The 20,702-nt window shown below is 71.0% G+C and carries 16 protein-coding genes and 1 tRNA gene; 4 read left to right on the top strand and 13 right to left on the bottom strand.

The genetic code is table 11. From position 1 onward, the window contains the following. Window positions 1–82: 82 nt before the first annotated feature. From CG723_RS16440 to CG723_RS16425, 4 genes are all read right to left on the bottom strand, one after another. A complete protein-coding gene (locus tag CG723_RS16440; protein ID WP_234374339.1) occupies window positions 83–1,498 on the bottom strand; it encodes a Cys-Gln thioester bond-forming surface protein in 1,416 nt (471 codons plus the stop codon). Between the two features lie 322 nt (window positions 1,499–1,820). Continuing rightward, a complete protein-coding gene (locus CG723_RS16435; protein WP_100594142.1) occupies window positions 1,821–2,336 on the bottom strand; it encodes a single-stranded DNA-binding protein in 516 nt (171 codons plus the stop codon). A 197-nt stretch (window positions 2,337–2,533) separates the two neighbouring features. Then, on the bottom strand, window positions 2,534–4,348 hold the full coding sequence (locus CG723_RS16430) for a GTPase (protein WP_234374338.1): 1,815 nt from the start codon (window positions 4,346–4,348) through the stop codon (window positions 2,534–2,536). A 5-nt stretch (window positions 4,349–4,353) separates the two neighbouring features. Further along, the gene (locus CG723_RS16425) at window positions 4,354–6,006 is read right to left on the bottom strand and encodes a dynamin family protein (RefSeq protein ID WP_199841788.1); all 1,653 of its coding nucleotides are present in this window, start codon (window positions 6,004–6,006) and stop codon (window positions 4,354–4,356) included. Between the two features lie 277 nt (window positions 6,007–6,283). Here CG723_RS16425 and CG723_RS16420 point away from each other — a divergent pair. Then, a tRNA-Arg gene (locus CG723_RS16420) sits at window positions 6,284–6,356 on the top strand. A gap of 466 nt (window positions 6,357–6,822) precedes the next feature. On the opposite strand, the gene CG723_RS16415 is transcribed toward CG723_RS16420, so the two are convergent. From CG723_RS16415 to CG723_RS16405, 3 genes are all read right to left on the bottom strand, one after another. Beyond that, complete coding sequence (locus CG723_RS16415) at window positions 6,823–7,263, bottom strand: VOC family protein (protein ID WP_100594140.1); 441 nt, start codon at window positions 7,261–7,263, stop codon at window positions 6,823–6,825. A gap of 313 nt (window positions 7,264–7,576) precedes the next feature. Continuing rightward, window positions 7,577–9,772 carry an MMPL family transporter gene (locus tag CG723_RS16410; RefSeq protein ID WP_100594139.1) on the bottom strand — a complete coding sequence of 732 codons (2,196 nt, stop codon included), beginning with the start codon at window positions 9,770–9,772 and terminating at the stop codon, window positions 7,577–7,579. Between the two features lie 155 nt (window positions 9,773–9,927). Continuing rightward, window positions 9,928–10,560 (bottom strand): DedA family protein, encoded by a 633-nt coding sequence (locus CG723_RS16405; RefSeq protein ID WP_100594138.1) that lies wholly within the window; start codon window positions 10,558–10,560, stop codon window positions 9,928–9,930. A 163-nt stretch (window positions 10,561–10,723) separates the two neighbouring features. On the opposite strand from CG723_RS16405, the gene CG723_RS16400 reads away from it, so the two are divergent. Then, on the top strand, window positions 10,724–11,371 hold the full coding sequence (locus tag CG723_RS16400) for a class I SAM-dependent methyltransferase (protein ID WP_234374337.1): 648 nt from the start codon (window positions 10,724–10,726) through the stop codon (window positions 11,369–11,371). An 11-nt stretch (window positions 11,372–11,382) separates the two neighbouring features. Here the strand turns inward: CG723_RS16400 and CG723_RS16395 are convergent, their stop codons facing one another. The 3 genes from CG723_RS16395 to CG723_RS16385 all read right to left on the bottom strand — a co-directional run bounded on the left by CG723_RS16395 (window position 11,383) and on the right by CG723_RS16385 (window position 15,015). Next, window positions 11,383–12,027: a MerR family transcriptional regulator gene (locus CG723_RS16395; RefSeq protein ID WP_100594137.1), complete on the bottom strand. Its 645-nt coding sequence runs from the start codon at window positions 12,025–12,027 to the stop codon at window positions 11,383–11,385. Window positions 12,028–12,306: 279 nt separating this feature from the next. After that, window positions 12,307–14,265: an AMP-dependent synthetase/ligase gene (locus tag CG723_RS16390; protein ID WP_100594136.1), complete on the bottom strand. Its 1,959-nt coding sequence runs from the start codon at window positions 14,263–14,265 to the stop codon at window positions 12,307–12,309. Between the two features lie 156 nt (window positions 14,266–14,421). Continuing rightward, window positions 14,422–15,015, bottom strand: coding sequence for a TetR/AcrR family transcriptional regulator (locus tag CG723_RS16385; RefSeq protein ID WP_100594135.1), 594 nt, complete (start codon window positions 15,013–15,015; stop codon window positions 14,422–14,424). 218 nt (window positions 15,016–15,233) lie between these two features. On the opposite strand from CG723_RS16385, the gene CG723_RS16380 reads away from it, so the two are divergent. Both CG723_RS16380 and CG723_RS16375 read left to right on the top strand, forming a co-directional pair. Further along, a complete protein-coding gene (locus tag CG723_RS16380; RefSeq protein ID WP_100594134.1) occupies window positions 15,234–15,713 on the top strand; it encodes an SCP2 sterol-binding domain-containing protein in 480 nt (159 codons plus the stop codon). 22 nt (window positions 15,714–15,735) lie between these two features. Next, window positions 15,736–16,698, top strand: a complete 963-nt coding sequence (locus CG723_RS16375; protein ID WP_234374336.1) for an aldo/keto reductase — start codon at window positions 15,736–15,738, stop codon at window positions 16,696–16,698. A gap of 57 nt (window positions 16,699–16,755) precedes the next feature. On the opposite strand, the gene CG723_RS16370 is transcribed toward CG723_RS16375, so the two are convergent. From CG723_RS16370 to CG723_RS16365, 3 genes are all read right to left on the bottom strand, one after another. After that, window positions 16,756–18,501 (bottom strand): ABC transporter ATP-binding protein, encoded by a 1,746-nt coding sequence (locus tag CG723_RS16370; protein WP_234374335.1) that lies wholly within the window; start codon window positions 18,499–18,501, stop codon window positions 16,756–16,758. A 115-nt stretch (window positions 18,502–18,616) separates the two neighbouring features. Next, a complete protein-coding gene (locus tag CG723_RS46915; RefSeq protein WP_199841787.1) occupies window positions 18,617–18,757 on the bottom strand; it encodes a hypothetical protein in 141 nt (46 codons plus the stop codon). A 287-nt stretch (window positions 18,758–19,044) separates the two neighbouring features. After that, the gene (locus CG723_RS16365; protein ID WP_100594132.1) at window positions 19,045–20,667 is read right to left on the bottom strand and encodes a vWA domain-containing protein; all 1,623 of its coding nucleotides are present in this window, start codon (window positions 20,665–20,667) and stop codon (window positions 19,045–19,047) included. Between the last annotated feature and the right edge of the window lie 35 nt (window positions 20,668–20,702).

Below are 20,702 nucleotides of genomic sequence, written 5' to 3'. Positions count from 1 at the left end.
GACGCTCCGGGTGCGGCCGGGAACGCATACGGCCCCGGCCGCCGTGGAGGCGGGCCGGGGCCGGGGTCAGGCGTGGTCGGGGTCAGTCCTGGGTCGGGGCCTTCTTCTTGCGGACCAGGAAGACCGCGCCGCCGCCGATCACCACGAGGGCGATGGCGATGCCCGCGATCAGCGGGGTGGCGTTCGAGCTGCCGGTCTCGGCGAGGTCGCCGGCCTTGGTGCCGGTGCCGCCCACGGAGGCCGGGCTGGGCTGCGACGACGGCTGCTCACTGCCGCCCGCGGTGCTCTCGGTCTTGCAGTCGAGGACACCCTTGAACCGCTTCTCGAAGCCGTTCGGACCCTTGATCGTGAAGTCGTACGCCTGGTCCTCCTGCAACGGGATCGTCACCGTCTGCGAGGCGCCGGCCGCGATGGTGTGCTCAAGGCCCATCAGCTCGAAGGTGAACGCCTCGTCACCCTTGTTGGTCGCCGTGATGTCCACGCCGCCCTTGTCGCAGTTCTTCTGCGCCGACAACGCGGGGGCCGCGCCCTTCTTCGCCCAGTTCGCCGTGGCGGTCGCGGAGACCGTGGACTCGCTGGAACCGGCGAGGATCTGCGTCTGGCTGCGGGTCTCGGAGGCGAAGGCCCGGCCGACCGGCACGGTCGTCGACGCCTGCACCGTCAGCGCGGCCGTGCCGTCGGCGGCGCCCTCGGGCACGTCGAAGAACAGCTGCCCGCCGTCGACGGCGGACGTCACGGGCTTGCCGTCCTTGTCGACGACCTTGACCCCGCTGGCGGCCGCGTCGGCGGGCGGCGTCACGCTCACGCCGTCGGCGTTCGTACGGACCGTGACCGGGCCGAGCCGTTCACCGGCGCGGCCGGAGACGGCGGAGGGCTCCAGGTTCAGCGAGGCCTTCGGCTCGGCGAGGGGCTGGGCGCTCTTCTGGAGGTAGTCGGCGAGCTTCTCGGCCGCGGGGCTGACCGCGTCCACGTCCGCGCCGTCCGAGTAGCGCCAGATGGCGACCTGGGTGCCGGCCGCGGCGTCCTTCTCGGTGAGGCTGCCGGCGCCGGCCTTGCGGGCCAGGTCGGCGAGGTCGTTGACCTGCGGGTAGGAGTTCTGCAGGATCCAGCGGATCTTGCCCGCGTCCGCGTTCCCGTTCAGCGACGTGCCGCTCCAGGGAGTCTCCTGGTACTTGGCGTCCCGCTGGGTCGGGTTGTGGATGTCGATGCAGTACGTCTGCAGCGTGCCGCCGTTGTCGACGGACATCTCGAACAGTCCGGCGGAGACGGGCTGGTCCTTGCCGTTGTCGTGGATGACGGCTTGACCGTAGGTCTTGAGCCCGCCGATCGTGGCGGTCGCGCCGCCCTGCTGCTGGGGGACCTCGTCCGCAGAGGCCGCGCCGGCGCCGGATATCGCGGCGGTGGCCACGAGTCCGGAGACCAGGGCCGCCGCGGCGAGGCGGGCGGCGCCCCGCCCGCGTGGGGTGACCGCCGACAACACAGATACCGCAGAGAACACAGAATTCCCCTTCAGGCGGGAGACATTGGCACGAGGGGGGTGACGTCCCGCCGACAGAACGATGTGTGAATCAGACGCTTGAGCAGACATCCGAATCAATGGCCCCGTGGGCTACGCCCGGCATCCTAAGGAAGCCGCGCACCACAGTCCCCAGGTCAGAGCGGTACGAGAGCGATCCGACTCGGAATCGTTATCGCCGCTAATGATTACAGCCCTGGCTTATCGACAAATCAACGGCACGGAACCGGTGTTCATTCGCAGATAAGCCGCACTTCGGGCCGCATTCGGGCCGAGCCGCGATCCGAGGGCTCAGCGACCTCTTTCAGCCGACGACGGCCGGTTCTCGCCGATCGCTCTGCTGCTGGTCCTGCTGGTCCGGCTGGTCCGGCTGGTCCGGCTGGTCCTGCTGAGGTTCGCTCTCCCCTTGCGGCTCGATCTCGAACGACGGCTCGTCGCCGTCCGGTTGGCGCCCCGGCCGGGTCTGCCGGCTCCGCCGGAACGCGGTCGTCCCGCGCGACAGGTCGTGCCCGACGGCCGACGCCTGGATGTCCGCCGAGGTCCAGTGCTGCCCGCCCCGCTCTTCGTCCCGCACCCGCAACCTCCCCTGGACCAGCACCGGTTCGCCGATGGACAGCGAGCCCTGCACGTTCGTGCCGAGCGTGCCCCACGCCCACACCGTGAAGAAGTTCGTGTGCCCGTCCACCCACTCGTTGCGCACCCGGTCGAAGCGCCGGGCCGTCGCCGCGAGCCGGAACCGCGCCACCGGCCCCTTCGGCAGCTCCCGGTACACCGGCGTCGTCGCGACATTACCCACGACCGTCACTGTCGTCTCGCTCATGTCGGTCCACCCCTCCCCTGCGCACGGACGCGTGCGGGCCCGTCCCGCACGGCCTCGTCCGTACCGCGTTCCCGGTCGCTTCCGGGCCGCGATCTCAGAGTGCCTGTGCCGGGGCGAGCCCGCTGGTGCCTGTGTTCTACCGGCCAGTTGTGGAAATCCCCGTCACCCGACCAGGTGGCGACCCACGTCCGCGGGGGTCACCCCGTCACCTTCACGTACTGCTCCCGGACCTCCCGGTACCGCAGCAGCTCGGCGGCCACCGGATCGAGGACGCGGGCTCGCCCGCACCCCGCCGCCGCCTCCCGAAGGCGCCGTTCCGCGTCGAGCCCGTAGCGCCGCGCCGGCCCCTTCGCCGCCATCCGGCACGACCACTCCACACACGGTCCGCCGATGATGCCGCACAGCATCAGCAGCACCGGAACTCCGAGATTCGGATCGAGCACCCCGATGATCTGCCCCAAAAGCCACAGTCCGCCGATGACCTGAATGATCGTCATGGAGACCTGTGCGAGGACCGCGACCGGCCACCAGCCGGGCCTCGGCAGCCGAGGCGGCGGCGACCCCGCCGAGACCGCCAGGTCGTCGAGCGCTTCCGGGAGCCCCTCGGCCCCCCGCGTCGCCGCCTCCCGCACCGCCTGCCCCCATGGCCCCGGCAGCCCCGCCGACGCCCGCTCGCCCACGATGCGCACCGCGTGCTCCACGCGCTGGCGCGCCGTCGCCTCGTCGTCGGCGGGCAAGGGCCTGACCGTCAGCGTGTCGCTGGGGCTGCGCTGGGACTCGTACCAGCGCCAGAGCCGCAGCCAGGGGGTGCCGCACGCCTTGTTGGCGTTGCGGCGCCAGGCGCGCTCGGCCGCCTGTCCCGCGGCCTCGGCGCCCACGGCGTCGGCGAGGCGGTCGGTGAACTCCTCGCGGGCGTCCTCGCTGAGCCCGCTCTTGCGTCCGGTCGCGTAGACGGGCCGCAGCCGCAGCGCCGCCGCGTCGATGTCGGCCGCGATCCGGCGGGCGGCGGCGCCTTGCTCGCGCGTGAACTGGTCCAGGGACTCGCGCAGTTCATCGACGCCGTCGCCGGTGAGCGCGGACAGGGAGAGTACGGTCGCGCCCGGTTCGCCGTGCTCGCCGAGCGCGATCCCGTCCTCGTCGAGGAGGCGCCGCAGATCGTCGAGTACGAGGTCGGCGGCCTCGCCGGGCAGCCGGTCCACCTGGTTGAGAACGACGAAGGTGACCTCCGCGTGGCCGGCCAGGGGCCGCAGATAGCGCTCGTGCAGCATCGCGTCGGCGTACTTCTCGGGGTCGACCACCCAGATGACGGCGTCGACGAGCGCGAGGATCCGGTCGACCTGCTGACGGTGCTCGACCGCCGCCGAGTCGTGGTCCGGCAGGTCCACCAGGACGAGCCCCTTGAGCGGCGCGTCCGCGTCCTTGGGACCCTGACCCTGGAGCGGGCGGCGGCGCAGCCGGCCGGGGATCCCGAGCCGGTCGAGGAGCCCCGCGGCGCCGTCCGTCCAGCTGCACGCGATGGGTGCGGAGGTGGTGGGCCTGCGCAGTCCCGTCTCGGACAGGGGCACGCCCGCGAGGGCGTTGAAGAGAGTCGACTTGCCGCTGCCGGTGGCGCCCGCGATGGCGACGACGGTGTGGCGGACGGAGAGCCTGCGCCGGGCGGCCGCCTCGTCGAGCACGTGGCCCGCCTCGGCGAGGGCCGCGCCGTCGACGCGGGCGCGGGAGAGCCCGACGAGTTCGCGCAGCGCGTCGAGGCGTTCGACGAGCGCCGCGTCGGCGCCCTGGAGCCCGTCCTCGTGGGCGTACGAGTCGGGCATGGCCTCCACGTCGAAGACACCGGAGTCCGCGACGCGCCGGGCGATGAGCCCGTCGTCCCAGGCGCCGCCGCCGGAGCCGTCCACGTCCTCCCGGGGCGGATCCACGCGCCCGGCCGGTTCCGTGCCGTCGGCGGGCTCGGTGTGATCGGCGTGCTCGGCGTGCTCGGTGTGATCGGTGTGGTCCGTGACGGTGGTCACCGCGGTCACCTCTCCTTCTGCAGTACGGACAGCGCGGCGATCAGTTCGGCCTGGGACTCGGGCTGTACGTCGAGTGCGTCGAGCGGCGCGAGCCTGCGGTCGCGCTCCACGGCCAGCACCTTGTCCAGGTATTCGGTGAGCAGCCGCCCGCCCCGGTCGCGCAGGCGCAGGGCCCCTTGGGCACCGATCCGTTCGGCGAGGCTCTCGCCGGCGCTGCGGGCGCGGTTCCCGCCGAGGAGGGCGGTGGCAAGGAGGGCGGCGACGAGTTCGGTGTCGGGCGGCGGAGTGGTGTCGAGGGTGCGTACCTGTTCCTCCGCGTACTCCTCGAGCATGCGGCGCCAGCGGCGTACGGCCATACCGATGCGGTGTTCCGCGGTCTCCAGGTCGGGGTCGCGGTCGGCGAGTCCGTCCGCGGCGCCCCCGGGGTCGCGGTGCCAGGCATCGTCGATGTGTTCGTCGGCGGCGGTGACGGCGCACAGGAGGAGCGCGCCGAGGCTCTCGGTGAGCGCGTCGAGCAGTTCGACCGGCGCGCAGTCGAGGGGGTAGCTGCGCCACCGCTTGAGGGCATCCCCAGCGAGCACGCCGCCGCTCTGGAGCCGAGTGCGCACGCGCGCGTGCTCCCTCGCGTACGTCTCGTCGACGATGGCGGTGAGGCGCAGGGCGGCTGCGTACTGGGAGGCGACGGCGCCCGCGAGTCCGGGGGTGCGGACCCGGAGGGAGTCGATGACTCCGTTGGCGGTGCGGGCGATGGCGGCGCAGCGGGCAGTGGGGTCCTGCACACGGTGGCTGAGCCAGGCGCGCAGCGGGGCGACGGCGGTGGCCGGCAGGAGGCCGCCGCCGCCGGTCGACTCGGGCAGTTCGGGGACGGTGAAGCGCGGTACGTCGCCGAGTCCGGCCTTGGCGAGCAGGGCCCCGTACTGGCGGGAGACCTCGGCGACCATCTGATGGGGCACGCGGTCGAGGACGGTGACGAGGGTCGCGTTGTTCTCCTTGGCGCTGCGCAGCAGGTGCCAGGGCACGGCGTCGGCGTAGCGGGAGGCGGTGGTGACCATGATCCAGACGTCGGCGGCGCTGATCAGCTGGGCGGCGAGTACGCGGTTGCGGGCGACGAGGGAGTCGACGTCGGGCGCGTCGAGGAGGGCGAGCCCACGGGGCAGGTTGCCGGAGGTCTCGACACGCAGGACGTGTTCGTCGTCGTCGGCGGGGGCGGCGGCGCCGAGCTCGATGTCGTCGGGGCGGCGGGGCGTCCATACGCGGGTGAGGTCGGGCAGGACGCGGGCGCCGGAGAACCAGCGGTGGTCCTCGGGGTGGCACACGAGTACGGGAGTACGGGTCGTGGGCCGCAGCACGCCGGCCTCGCTGACCTTCCGCCCGACGAGGGAATTGACGAGGGTCGACTTCCCGGCGCCGGTCGACCCGCCGATGACGGCGAGCAACGGGGCTTCGGGGTCTTTCAGCCGGGGCACGAGATAGTCGTCGAGCTGCGCGAGGAGCTCCACCCGGTTGGCACGCGCACGCGGCGCCCCCGGGAGAGGGAGGGGAAAGCGCGCGGCGGCGACACGGTCGCGCAGCGCGGAGAGTGCGTCGAGCAACTGAGGCCGTACGTCCAAGGTCACCACATGCGAAGAATGCCCAATTTTGGCGGCTTTCTGAAGCATATGGACGTCTCTGCGCGCCGATGCGGCCCATCCGGTCCATGGGACGGAAGGGACGACTGGGGCGCAGGCATAACGAGTGCACAACACCCGGGGCGTGAGACGCCAAAAGCGGTGCAAGATTCGTACCTGCCTGCGATTATCAGGACCGCTTCACCGAACCTCCACATCGTGCCACGGAGGCGAAGCAGCAGGGACAGGGATCCGGGAGCCCTATCCTTGGTCCCGGCAAGGTCACGGATCTCCCCCACATCCGTCCCGAGCCACCGGCCACACACCGGCCCCCGTAGCTCAGTGGATAGAGCAGGCGCCTTCTAAGCGCTTGGCCGCAGGTTCGAGTCCTGCCGGGGGCGCCTCTCATCGGCCCTACTTCGGTAGGGCATTTCTGCTGGTCAGGGGCCCTTTCCGTACACGCACAGAAGCCCCGGCCACTCCCCCGACGATCACGGGGTGGGTCCGGGGCTGTCCGGCCGTCACCGGGTTTCTGCGGGTCGCCGTGTCGCATACGTGTCGAAGTTCTTGGCGGCGGGTCGGTCGGCGCCGCGGCGGCGTGCGCCCGCCGCCGCGCAGCCACCATGTGGCCATGATCACTCGCCCCACGGCAGTTCCCGCCCAAAGCCGCGGAGCCGACCGCGATCACAGCTGAGGCTGAGGGTCGTCGGCGATTTTGGCCCACACTCTCGCGATCAATACGCCCCGATATGGGCAGAGTTGCAAAGTTGCCGCCACGCTAATAAACGACTTCAGAGGTGGCGAGCCACCTCTCTCCGAGGTCCGTCTCATGGCTTCCGTTCGGCTGCGTGGTTCGGTTTCTCCTTCTCAGTGCAGTTGCTCGGCCAGTCCGACGATGATGCCCTCCGGGCCGCGGAGGTAGCAGAGCAGATAGCTGTCCTCGAACCGGGCGATCTCGCCGACGAGTTCGGCGCCGTGAGGGCGCAGGCGGGCAACGGTGTCCTCGATGTCGTCGACGGCGAACATGACGCGGTGCGTGCCCAGAATGTTGTGCGGCCGGTTGCGCGGCCCGGCGCCGATCACCGCGGGGCTGCGGTACTTCGCCAGCTCGAGCCGGCTGTGACCGTCCGGGGTCCGGACCATCGCGATGTCACAGCGGACGCCGTCGAGTCCGGTGCACTGGTCGGCGACGAGGCCCTCGACCTCCGCCCTGCCCTCCAGCTCCATACCGAGTTCCACGAAGAACGCGATGGCGGCATCCATGTCCTCGACGACGATGCCGACGTTGTCCATCCGCTGAATCGCCATGCTGGTTTCTCCTTCTTCCTCGTGCGGCCGGTAGTGGCCGCTGATGTCCCTGGGACGGAGCCGGTGGCGCGTTCTCGACATCCGCAGACCACCGAACTCCGAAAAATCTGGAGCGCGCCTCAGGTGAGATTCATCCGGATGTACCAGCCCACCGCCGGCGCGATGAGAATGGCGCCCGCAAAGGCCCACACCGTGGTTGCTGCGCTGTGCGAGGTATGGATCAGAGCAAGCATCCGACGCAGACGGCGCAGGGCGGCCGGGCCGGGCGCCTCCGTGCTCGGCGCCTCACCCGCCCGCCCTGCGGAGTGCAACGTCACCGCAGCGCCTCTGAGCGCGGTGCCGGTGCGGGCGTCGGCGGGGGCGGCGGGGCCGAGGACTCGCGGAAGCCGTACTTCGACCACCAGCGGGCCAGTGGGGCCGGTGCCCACCAGGCCCACCGGCCCAGAAGCGCCATCGTCGCGGGCACCAGCAGGCCTCGTACGATCGTGGCGTCCACGAGGACCGCGATGACCAGGCCGACCCCGATCATCTTCATGAAGAGGATCGAGGAGGCCATGAAGCCGCCGACGACCACGACGAGCAGCAGCGCCGCGCTCGTGATGATCTTGGCTGTGCGCTGGACGCCGAGCGCCACCGATTCGACCGGGTCGCCGCTCACCTCCCACTCCTCGCGGACGCGGGAGAGCAGGAACACCTCGTAGTCCATCGCGAGGCCGAACGCGATCGCCACCACCAGGACGGGGAAGTTGGCGTCCACCGCGCCGATCGGCTCGAAGTCGAGGAGCCCTGAGAGGTGGCCGTCCTGGAAGATCCACTTGATCGCCCCGAACGCGGCCAGGAGCGAAAGGAGGTTGAGGATCACCGACTTGAGCGGGAGGAGCAGGGAGCCGAAGGCCATGAAGAGGACCAGGAACGAGACGACCGCGACGAACAGGGCCATCCATGGGAGGCGGTCGCCGATCATGCCGACGATGTCGGCCCGGGACGCCGGCATACCCGTCAGGAGTGCGTCCGCGCCGGCCGGGGGCGCCGTGGCGCGCAGGTCGTGGACCATGCTCTGCGCGGCGTCGGACATGGCGTCCGGCGTGTAGCGGAGCGTGATGCGCGCGTCGTTGCCCTCGAACGCCGTGGGGGTCGCCGAGGCTACGCCGTCCACGTCGGCCAACTCGGCTGCGTAGGCCGTTGCTTCGGCGCGGTCCACGGGGCCGGTGGAGCCCTGGAGCACCGACGTCATGATCTGTGCGGGGTTTGTGCCGAAGTCCGACGCCAGCGTCTTGCCGACCACCTTCGCGTCCGCGTCGGAGGGCAGCACCCACTCGCCGGGGCGTGCCCAGTTGACGCCCAGGAGCGGTGCGCCCAGTCCTACGAGGACGGCGACGACCGCCAGGGAGGAGAGCAGCGGCTTCCGCATGACCGCGTGCGCTGTGCGGTACCAGCGGCCTTCGTTCTCCGGCTTGGGGGCGCGGTTCCTGCCGCCCAGCGGGATGCGCCACTTGTCGATGTCGTGCCCGGTGCAGCTCAGGAGGGCGGGGAGGAGCGTGAGGGAGCCGACCACCGCGAACGCGACTACGGCGACCGCCGCGTACCCCATCGAGGAGAGGAAGCGGGAGGGGAAGAAGGCCAGTCCGGCAAACGAGATCGCTACGGCGACGCCGGAGAACGCGACCGTGCGGCCCGCCGTCGCGGTGGCGCGCTCCACGGCCCTGTCGACGTCGGCGCCCGCGTGGAGTTCTTCGCGGAAGCGGTTGACGAGGAAGAGCGCGTAGTCGATCGCCAGGCCGAGGCCGAGGATCGTGATGACGTTGATGACCGTGCCGGAGATCTCGGTGAACATCGTCAGAACGCGGAGCACGACGAAGGAGCCCAGCGCCACGAACGAGCCGACGGCCAGCGGCAGGAGCGCCGCGATCGCGCTGCGGAAGATCAGGACCAGGAGGATCAGCAGGATCGGGACCGAGAGCATTTCGGCACGCGCGATGTCCGAGCCGGTGAGGGTGTTGACCTGGTCGGTCATCGCGGCGACGCCGCCGTAGCGGACGGTGACGCCGTCGGCCGTGAAGTCGTCCCTGATCTTCTCCAGTGCCGCGACCTGTTTCTGGTCGTCGTCACTGGTGAACTGGACGGTGGCGTAGGTCTGTTGGTTGTCTTTTGATACGTAGGCGCTCGGGTTCTGGGTGCCGGGGTGCCAGAACGAGTCCAGGCGGGCGATGTCGGCGCGCGGGACGTCGTCGAGTGCGGCACGGACTGCCGTGCCGAAGGAATCGACCGTGGCGCCCTTGTCCTTCGACTCGTACAGCACGATGAGGTCGTTGGACTCGCGGCCGAGCGCGCCGTCGAGGACCTTGTCGGCCTGGACGGACTCGCTGGCCGGGTCGTCGAAGCCGGCTCCGCCGGTGAACGAGCCGAAGACCCCGGTGCCCCACACGCCGGCGAACAGCGTGAAGACGGCCGCCGCGGTGACGACCCATTTCCGGCGCCGCGCGGTGAACTTTCCGATAGCGGCAAACACTTCTGTCTCCCTGAATCAGTCAAATGGCGTGTGGCAAACGTCTGTGTCGCGTGACGTCGGCGGTGGTCGGCGAAAATGGATTTCGGCCCTCAGCGCACGATTTCCGAGACTTCCGGGAAACGTGCGCGTCCGATATCCGCGTCACGGGGACTGCGCTATGCCCCCTTGGAAACATTCGCCGCCGGTGCGGTGGCCCTGCGCTGTGCGAGCGCCGCTACGGCGCCGACGGCGACGGACAGGCCGAGGCCTGTCGCGACGGAGTACACGGGGTCGTCGCTGACCGCCCCGCCGACGTAGCCCACGCCCACCGAACAGGCGGCCCAGACGACTTCGGCGAGCGCGGCGCCGATCGCGAACTTGCGGGCCGGGTAGCGCGCCGCGCCGGCCGCGAGCCCGCCGAGGAGGCGCCCGCTGGGCAGGAAGCGGACGCCGACGACGAACGGGATGCCGCCGCGCTGCACCCGCCCCGCGGCCCAGTCGAACAGCTCGCCCCTGCGTCCGCGCCCCGCGGCGCCGCCGCGCACCCTGCGGCCGGCGAACCAGCCGAAGCGGTGGATGAGGACGTCGCCGGCGAGCGCGCTGCCGGCCACCGAGAGCAGGACCAGGACGAGGGACATCTCGCCGCGCGCGGCGAGCATCCCGCCGGTGATCAGAAGCACCGCGTTGGGCAGCAGGGGCGGCAGCGTGGTGACCGCGAGGATCGCGTACGCCCAGCAGGCGGCGCCCGACATCCGGGTGGACAGGCCGGACGTGAAGTCGGCCCACGACACGAGTGAGGCGAAGTCCATCGGTCTCCCTTTCCCTGGGCCCGATGCCTCTTTGGAGGCATGTGCCGGGTCTTTGGTGAGGCGTGTTCCCAGGTCAGATGCCCACGGGCGGCGCTGCGGGCAGCGACTGGGCGTGTCCTGGGCTTCAACAGTAACCTACGCTATCGATAGTTTCACTATCACTATGACGCAGGTGGCCATGACCGATGTGACGCTGTTCCTCCGAGAGTTCGCCCGCACCCGCCGGGACACCGGCGCCATCGTGCCCAGCAGTCCCCTGCTGGCGCGGGCCCTGACCCGCCATGTCATCCCCAGCCCGGGCCGCGCCCGCGCCGTCCTCGAGGTCGGCCCCGGCACGGGCGCCGTGACCCGGCGCATCAGGGCCTCGCTGGGCGCCCTGGACACCCTCGACCTGGTCGAGGCCAACGCCCGCTTCGCCGAACTCCTGCACCGCGACTACGGCGGCGACGAGCGCGTGCGGCTGCTCACCGGGCTCGTGCAAGAGCACGATCTGGGGAGCTACGACACCATCGTGTACGGTCTGCCGTTCGCCAATTTCGACGCGGGCACGGTCGAGGACATATTCGGCCGGCTGCTCGCTGCGCTACGTCCCGGCGGCACGCTGTCGTTCTTCGCGTACGCGGGGATGCCGCGGCTGCGCCGGGTGTTCACGACGGGCGGGGCGCGCGAGCGGACCCTCGCGGTGCAGGCCGTCGTCGGGCGGACCCTGGACCGCCACCGGTTCCGCACGGAGACGGTGCTCGGGAATCTGCCGCCCGCCCATGTGCACCACCTGGCGCCGGTGGCACCGCTGTTGGCGTACGCCGGGTGAGCCGGCGGGGGCTACGCGCTGTGCTTGCGCCCGCTGCGGATGCGGCCGGAGGCGTCCTCCTGGGCGATTCGCCGCAGCGCCGCCATGGCCGCGTCGCCGAGGACCGTGCCGAGGACGACGCCCTCGACCTTGCCGTCGGCGCTCGGCACATCGGCGAGCGCGCCGAGCTCGGCGACCGCCAACTCCCCTGCCGCGGCGGCGTACTTGTCGAGCAGGGTGAGCAGGTCACCCCGGTCGAGGTCGCGGTAGGTGAGCACGATCTGGACGAGCGCCTGCCAGCCCGGGTTCTCCGGCTTCGCCGCCCAGCCGTGCCGGAGCACCAGCTCACGGACCTCGCCCTCGGCCCGCTCCCGGTCCTCGTCGGTGCCCCGCTCGACGGCGGCCCTGGTCACCGCGGACTGGGCGACGCCGAGCATGCCGTGGACCGTGCGGGTCGGGGAGTCGACCTCGGACAGGACGTCGCGTGCGGCCGCGATGGACAGGCCGCCGACCTCCAGCATGGCGCGGATCAGCTTGAGCCTGCGGACATGGGAATCGTCGTACGCGACCTGGTTCGGGCTGGTGCGCTCGCCCGGGGGCAACAGGCCCTCGCGCGAGTAGTACTTGATGGTGGGGACCGGAACTCCGGTGCGCCGCGCCAGCTCTCCGATACGCATTGCATGAGGATACTGCGCTTTCTCCGCGGCATGCTCCCCGCCGTCCACGGGAATAGGAAGACGCTTTTATCGCCGTTGAATTCCCGCACCATCACACTTCCATACGCCGCTCCGACGCTCATTCGGCAACGAACCCCTCCGCCCTCAGCCGGAAGCCTCTCCGGATGTCTTCGCGAGGTTTCTGCGCGAGATTTCTGCGCAAGCTGTCTTCGAGCACTCGCCGCGCCCGTCGCCCACGGCCTGCTCACCGCTACCCCCCCCGGTCGAGGCGGCGGGCGGTCAGCCCCGGTAGAGGGCCTCGATCTCCCGCTCGTATGCGGCCGCGACCGCATGCCGCTTGATCTTCAGGGAGGGCGTGAGCAGCCCGTTGTCCTCGGTGAACTCGCCTGCCACCAGAGCGAATCTACGGATCGACTCGGCTCGCGAGACGGCCTCGTTCGCGTAGTCCACGGCCTCCTGCACCGCCGCGATCATCCGCGGATCACGGACGACATCGGCCATCGGGGTGTCGGCGGGCATCTTCCGTACGGACAGCCAGTGCGCGACCGCCTCCGGTTCCAGCGTGATCAGCGCGCCGACGTAGGAGCGGTTGTCGCCCACGACGATGCACTGGCCGACCGGCGGGCGGCTGCGGAGCCGGTCCTCCAGGACGGCCGGCGAGACGTTCTTGCCCCCGGACGTGACGATGATGTCCTTCTTGCGGCCGGTGATGGTGAGGTAGCCGTCCTCGTCGAGGGCCCCCAGGTCACCGGTGGCGAACCAGCCCCCGTCGAGCACCTCCCCCGTCGCCGCGGGGTTGTTCCGGTACGCGCCGAACACGATGCCGCCCTTGACGAGGACCTCCCCGTCGTCGGCGATCCGCACGGCCGTGCCCGGCACCGGGAGGCCGACCGTCCCGGGGCGCGGGGCGAGCGGCGGGGTGATCGTGGCGGCGGCGCTGGTCTCCGTCAGGCCGTACCCCTCGTAGATGAGGATTCCGGCGGCGTAGAAGAAGAGATTGAGGCGCCGGTCGAGGGGGGAGCCGCCGCTGATCGCGTAACGCAGGCGTCCGCCGAGCTCCTTGCGCACGCGGCGGAACACCAGCAGGTCGTAGAGGCCGCGGGCGAGGCGGAGACCGAGGGACGGGCCGCCCTTGCCGTCGGGGCCCATACCGTCGGGGCCCTTGCCGCGGTTGAGGAAGCGGGCCATGTGCGCCTCGCCGTAGTTCACCGCGATCCGGTCGGCCCGGTCGAACGACGCGCCGCGGCCGAGCTTCTCCGCGGTGGCCCGGCCCGTGTCGTGGATCTTCTCGAAGAGGTACGGCACTCCGACCACGAACGTCGGCCGGAACGACCGCAGTTGGGGCCGCAGCTCGTCCGACTTGATGCCGGGGCAGTGGCCCAGTTCGATACGGGCGAGCATGCAGGAGATCTGGATGGTGCGGCCGAGGATGTGCGCCAGGGGCAGGAACAGCAGCGTCGAGGCCACCTGTCCGGTCACCTCTTTGAAGATGGGGTGCAGCAGCTCCACCGTGTTCGCGGCCTCGGCGTGCAGATTGGCGTGGGTGAGGACGCAGCCCTTCGGCTTCCCGGTGGTCCCGGAGGTGTAGCAGACGGTCGCGACGGTGCCGGGGGTGAGCGCGGCGCGCCGCTCGGTCACCTCCTCGTCGTCCATCTCCCTGCCCAGGGTGGCGAGTTCGAGCACCGCGCCCGCGTCCAGCTCCCAGCAGCGCGGCTGCTCCTCCTCGGGCAGCGCGGCGAGCGCGGCCCGCGCGGTGGCCGTGTTCTCGGGGGTCTCGGTGATCAGATGGCGCGCGCCCGAGTCCCGAACGATCCACTCGATCTGCTCGGCCGACGACGTGGCGTAGACGGGCACGGTCTGCCCGCCGGCCGCCCAGATGGCGAAGTCGAGGACGGTCCACTCGTAGCGCGTACGGGACATCAGGGCGACGCGCCCGCCGGGTTCGAGGCCGCCCGCGATCAGGCCCTTGGCCGCGGCGGTCACCTCACGCGCGAAGGCCGCCGCCGTGACGGGACGCCAGTGCTCGCCCTCCCTGCGCCGCAGGACCACGACGTCGGGCGTCTCGGCGGCGTTCGTGAAGGGGATGTCGGCGGGCGTGCTCCCGCCGGGGTCCGCGGCGAGGGCGGCCGTGCGCACCTCGCGCACGGTTCCGTGTTCGTCCTTGACGGTCTCGACGGTTGTCCGGTCCGTCAAGTCGCTGCGCTGCTGTGCCCGTTGAAGATCCTTGCGTACGCCCATGACGGCTCCAGGTCGCGGCTGACGTGATCCCTGTGTCTGGCTCGTCCCACGCAGACTTGCAGACTTACCCGGGCGTCAACTTACCCACGCGTAACGGAAATTCAATGGGTCGGACGCGATCAGCCGACGTGAGGGACCCGGGGGCGCCCCCGGAGGTCAGGCGTCGCGCGGGGTCCAGACCTCGCCGTCGAGGACGTGCCGCATCCCCACCCACACCATGTTCATCAGCCGCAGCGCGATCGAATCCGGCGACCGGCCGGGGTGGCGCTCCATCCAGTCGGTGAGCGAGTCCGCGGCGCCGACGAGCGCGTGCGCCACGAAGTCGGCGTCCTCGGCGTCGAGCAGGGCTCCCCGGCCGCTGTCCGCGATGCCGTCCCCGACCAGGCCGGCAACCTCGGCCATGACGGCCCGGCGCGCCTCGGCGACCCCGGCGGCGATGGCCGCGCTGAGCTCGGAGGCCTGCCGGTGCAGGACGACCCAGGAGTCACGGTGTCCGGCGACGAACGCGAAGAACGCGGCGAGGCCCGCGTACAGACGCTCCTCGGGCTCGCCGCCCGCGCACGCCGCCCCCTGGAACGCGGCGACGAGCCGGTCCGACTCCCGGCGCAGGCACGCCAGGAAGAGACCCTCCTTGGAGTCGAGGTAGAGATAGACCATCGGCTTGGAAACGCCCGCGAGTTCGGCGATCTCGTCGACGGACGCGGCGTGGTAGCCGCGCTTGGCGAAGACGCGCACGGCGACGTCGATCATCTGCTGCTCGCGCTCGCGGCGCGGGACACGGCGCCGGCGTCCGGCGGGGGCGCCCGGACTGTCACCCTGCGCCCCGGGACTCTCCGCCAGCTCCCCGTAGCCTTCTGCCGGATCGCCCGTTATACCCGTCACGCTTGTCAGCCCATCTGCCCCGGCCGTAACCTTACCGATTGGTAAGTTTACTGAATGGTAAGCAGTTTCGGCACACGGAGGGTTCCATGGGCGAGGGCACCGGCACGCGCGACGGGATTGCCGACCTCGACTTCTCGGCGGTGACGCCCGAGCAGTTCGCGAAGATCGTGAAGGGCCTGTCCGCCAAGGAGATCGACGAGATCGCCCGGGACGGCGAGCTGCGGGCACGCATCCTGAAAGAGGTCTTCGCGCGCATGGAGCGGCAGTTCAAGCCGGAGACGGCGGGCTCGCTCCAGGCGCTGATCCGCTGGAAGGTCACGAGCGCCGGTGACCAGGAAGCGGCCGTGTACGAGACGGCGATCGCGGACGGGACCTGCACGGTCACCGAGGGCCGCTCGGACGCCACGCCCCGCGTCACGCTCGCCATGGGCGACGCGGACTTCCTGAAGCTGGTCTCGGGCAATCAGAGCCCCGTCATGATGTTCATGATGCGGAAGGTCAAAATCACCGGCGATGCCGCGCTCGCCGCGGGCCTCAACCGCTACTTCGACATCCCCAAGCCGTGAGTCCGCGGCCTACGCTGCCCATGTGACTACACCACCGCACGCGCACACCGACCAGGACCGGCTGATCTACGGATGCATGGGGCTGGGCGGGAGCTGGGATTCCGCACCCTTCCGGCCCTCCGACATCGACGCCGCCGAGGCCGCCGTACAGGCGGCCCTGGACAGCGGCATCACCGCGTTCGACCACGCCGACATCTACCGCGACGGCAAGGCCGAGGCCGTGTTCGGCGAGGTGCTCGCCCGGACGCCCGGGCTGCGCGAGCGCATCACCGTACAGACGAAGTGCGGGATCCGCCTCGCCGACGGCGACCGTCCTGGGGTGTACGACCTGCGCGGCGCCCGCATCGTGCGGTGCGTCGAGGAGAGCCTGACCCGGCTGCGGACCGACCACGTCGACGTCCTGCTGCTGCACCGCCCCGACCCGCTGGCGGACCCGGGCGATGTCGCCAAGGCCCTCGCCTCGCTCCAGGAGCAGGGCCTCGTAAGGAGTTTCGGCGTCTCCAACATGAGTGCCCATCAGATCGCGCACCTCCAGGCCCACCTGGACTTCCCTCTCGTCGCCAACCAGCTGGAGATGAGTCTCAAGAGCCGGGACTGGGTGGAGGCGGGGGTGCTGGTGAACACGCCCGACGCCGCCTCGAACGGCTTCCCGCTCGGCACCCTGGAACACTGCGCCGAGCACGGGATCCGCCTCCAGGCGTGGGGCCCGCTCGCCCAGGGCAGTTACACGGGCCGCGAGGCGACGCCCGCCGAGTACGCCACGGCACGACTGGTCGCCGACCTCGCCGAGAAGAAGCACACCACTCCGGAGACGATCATCCTCTGGTGGCTCCAGCGCCACCCGTCCCGCATCGCCCCGGTCATCGGCACCGCGAACCCGTCCCGCATCCGAGCCTGCGCCGACGCCGCCCGCCGCGCCCCCGAACTCACCCACGAGGAGTGGTACGAGCTGTGGGTGACGGCCCGGGGGGCGGCGCTCCCCTAGGGCTTGTCCGCACCAGACGCCGCCAGGCAGGCGGGAATTCGACGACCGGCCCCGGGGCTAAGCGCTGCGCAGCCGCGCGTACGCCCCGCCCCGGGCGAGGAGTTCCCTGTGCGTACCGCTCTCCACGAGACGGCCGCAGTCCACGACGAGAATGCGGTCCGCGTCCGGCGCCAGCGCCAGATCGTGGGTGATCACGATGGTCGTACGGCCCGCCATCAGCCGGCGCAGCGGCTGCACCACGCGTCGTGTGGCCAGCGCGTCGAGCCCGGCGGTCGGCTCGTCGAGAACGAGGACGGGGGCGCCGCGCAGCATGGCACGGGCGATCGCGATGCGCTGCAGCTGACCGCCGGAGAGGGCGGCGGTGCCCGGGGCGATCCGGGTGTCGTAGCCCTCGGGCAGGTCGGTGATGAACTCGTGGGCGGCCGCGTCCAGTGCGGCCTGCCGGATCTCCCGCTCGCCGGCGCCCGGGAGGCCGCAGGCGATGTTCTCGCGGATGGTGCCGTGCAGGATCAGGGTCTCCTGGGGCAGCAGGGCCACGTTCTCGCGGAGGAACTCCAGCGGCACGTCGGTGAGCGGCACCCCGTCGAGCCGTACGGTCCCCGCCGTCGGGTCGTAGAAACGCAGCAGCAGCTTGGAGAGGGTCGACTTGCCCGCTCCGCTTTCCCCTGTGATCAGGACGAGCTCGCCGGGCTCGGCGGTCAGTGACACGTCTGTCAGCGATTCCGCGGGAGCGTCCGGGTAGCGGAAGGAGACGCCCTCGAGGCTGATGCGGCCGCGCACGGGCCAGGCCGGCCGGGGTGAGACGGGGTCGGTCACGGCGGGCTCGGCGTCCAGCACCTCCTGGATCCGTTCCGCTCCGGCCGTGGCGGCGGTGAGCGTGAGGCCCAGCTGCCCGAGGTTGCGGATCGGCGGATAGAGGTAGCCGATGAAGGCCGCGAAGGCGAGCAGATCGCCGAGCGTCATACGGCCCGCGGCGATCTCCCAGGCGCCGAATCCGATGACGGCCAGCACGCACAGCGTCTCGACGACCTCGACGAACTGCTCGTACAGCTCGCTCGCGCGGGCGCCGCGCACGGAGGCGCGCAGCCACGCACGGGCCTCCCGGTCGAGCCGGCGTTCCTCGTCCCGGCGCAGGTTGTAGGCCTGGGTGAGGACGACATTGCCGAGGGACTCCTCGACGACCGAGGTGATGGCGCCGTCGGCGGTGCGCTCGTCACGGGCCGCGGACCTGATGCGGCCGGCGAAGCGGCGGGCGGCGATGAGGAAGAGAGGGGCGAGCAGGAAGGTGACGAGTGCAAGGTCCCAGCGAAGCCAGAGGGCAGCGGCCGCGTAGAAGACGGTGGAGAACAACGCGGAAACGGTGCCGACCACGCCGGACACCACCATCTGTTCGATGGCCTCGACATCACCGGTGAGCCGCTCGACGAGATCGCCCTGCCGGTGCTTCTGGAAGAAGTGCGGGGGCAGCCCCTGCACATGACGGAACGCGCCGGCGCGCAGCCGCAGGACGAACCGCTCCGCGGTCCATACGGCGAGCGAGTTTCCGGCATACCCGACCGCGGCGCCGATCACGGCAACACCGAGCCACTGCGCGGCGGGCAGCCAGAATGCGGAGAGCGATCCCGCAGCCAGCGCGTGGTCGGTGAGATTCGCGAAAATCAGGATCGAGGCTGTCTCGGCAAGCGCGGCGACCACGACGCAGACAATGATCAGGACCAGCCATCTGCGGTCACCACGCGTCAACGGCCAGAAACGCCGGAACGCCTGACGAGCACCCGTGCTTTTATGCTCCACCGACTCCACCAACTCCCCCAACCCATCCGACTCCTCCGACTTTCTCAACTCTCTCCGTCCGAACCGGGAACACGGCTGAGGCGGGCCCCCGGCACACGCCGGGGGCCCGCCTCGACAGCACGGTTCAGCAGTCCTTGCCGGCCTTGTTGCCGACCGGACGGCGGCGGGGCTGCCGCTTCGGCTTGGGCGCGGCCTGGTGTGCAGCGGCCGGCTTCGCGCCGGGCTTGCGGGTCTTCTTGACGGGGGCGACCTTGTGGAAGCTCATGAGGGTTGTCCCTTTCTCGGTGACGCTTTTCCGTTTGCCGTAAGCCCTGTTCGGCTTCGACACGGAAAACATTACGCGGGCCCCGGACCCGGAATGGCCACATTGGATGAGAACTCGATCAGTTACCTCTGAGTTCAATTCTCATCACCCTTCAGGAACAGAACAGCCATTCACACAGAATTTACGCCGGCCCATTCGGCGGCCAATGGCTCTGCCTCGATATTCACCCAGAACTTACAGGGAGAAATGACAGCTTCTCCGATCCGTACGAGACTCGGAAACGCGACTCAGATCTGCAGTTCGTCGGCCCTGCGTATCGCTTCCGCGAGCTGCCGCACGTCCTCGTCCTCCGCCGAGCGGGCCAACTTGTCGGCGTGTGACGCCAGTTGGGGCAGCGTAGGGGCTCCTGGGAGTGCGCCCTGGCGCAGGGAGTCGGCGAAATAGGCTGCCGTGGCTGTGAGTTGGAGGCCGGGGCTGGAGCGCCAGACATCCGTGTCCAGCGCGGAGGCCTCGATCTGGGTTGTCTCCTCGTGCGGGGCGCGCGTATGGGGGTCCAGCCAGCGCACGCCCGCCGTGGCGACGTGGCCGCTCGCGCCCGGGCGCAGCCGTACCGCGTACAGCGCCGTCACGGTGTGGCCGGGGCCGACCTCGCCGCCGTCCACGCGGTCGTTGCGGTAGTCGTCGTCGGCGACCTGGCGGTCGTCGTAGCCGATGAGCCGGAACCTCTGCACGGTCCCCGGGTCGAAGGCGACCTGCGCCTTGGCCTCGCGGGCGCGCAGCTCGATGTTCTGCGGCAGCTCGTCGCAGAAGACCTTCCGGGCCTCCTCGGGCGTGGAGACGTAGGTCGTGTGGCCGTCGCCCTTGTCGGCGAGACGCTCCATCAGGGCGTCGCCGTACTCGCTGCCGACGCCTACGCCGAACAGCGTGATGCCGTGCTCGCGGCGGGCGTCGGAAATGCGGTCGAGGATCGCGTCGGCGTCGGTTTCACCGGTGTTGGCGAGTGCGTCGGAGAGCAGGACGACGCGGTTGGTGGCGCCGGGCCGCGCGCCCTCGACCGCGGTGTCGTACCCCGTGCGTACGCCCGCGTCGAGGTTCGTGGAGGACATCGGTTCCAGGCTGTCGATCGCGTCGTGGACCCGTCCCCGGGCGCCTCCGACGCGCGTCATCGGCAGCACGGTCTCGGCCGTGTCGCTGAAGGTGACGAGAGCGAGGGAGTCGTCGGAGCGCAGCTGGTCGGTCATGACGCCGAGGGACTGCTTGACCAGGTCGAGCCTGCCGGGTTCGGCCATGGAGCCGGAGACGTCGATGACGAAGGTGAGCGCGGCGGGCGGGCGTTCGGACGCCGGGGCCGCCGGGCCGGTGGCGAGGCCGACCCGGAGGAAGGACCAGCCCTCGCCGCCGGCGCGGGCTCCGTCGGCCGTCACCGAGAAGCCGTTGCCCTCGGGGCGCGGGTAGTTCTGACGGAAGCTGTTGATGAACTCCTCGGGCCGCACGGCCTTCGGGTCGGGCAGGCGCCCGTCGGCGAGGGTGCGGCGGGCGTAGCCGTAGGACGCGGTGTCGACGTCGAGGGCGAACGTGGAGAGGTAGTCCGCGGGCGTCGGGGACGGGGTGTCGGTCGGCGCGATGTCGCGCTGCTCGCCCTCGGCCTCGGTGCCCGGCGCGGGCGCGGACGGGCGGGCCGGGGCGGGCCCAGGCAGCGGGCCCGTGCGCTGCGCCTTGCCGCGCTCCGCCGAGGAACCGTCGCTCCCGCCGCCGCACCCGGTGACGAGGAGCCCGCCCACGAGCGCCGCCGCGACCAGCCCGGCGGCCCGCGCCCTCCCGCGACCCCGCGTCCATGGCCGCCTTCGCGCCCGCGCCGATGCCCGCGTACGGTCGCGGTCCTCTGCCCGGTGCTCGCTGTCAGGCCTCATCCGTGCCCCCTCGGTTCGCCGATCGTGCGTCAGCA

It is taken from the genome of Streptomyces sp. CB01635, assembly GCF_002803065.1.
Lineage (GTDB): Bacteria > Actinomycetota > Actinomycetes > Streptomycetales > Streptomycetaceae > Streptomyces.
Note: the sequence above shows the minus strand (reverse complement) of the source record. Positions and strands in the feature narration are given on the sequence as shown.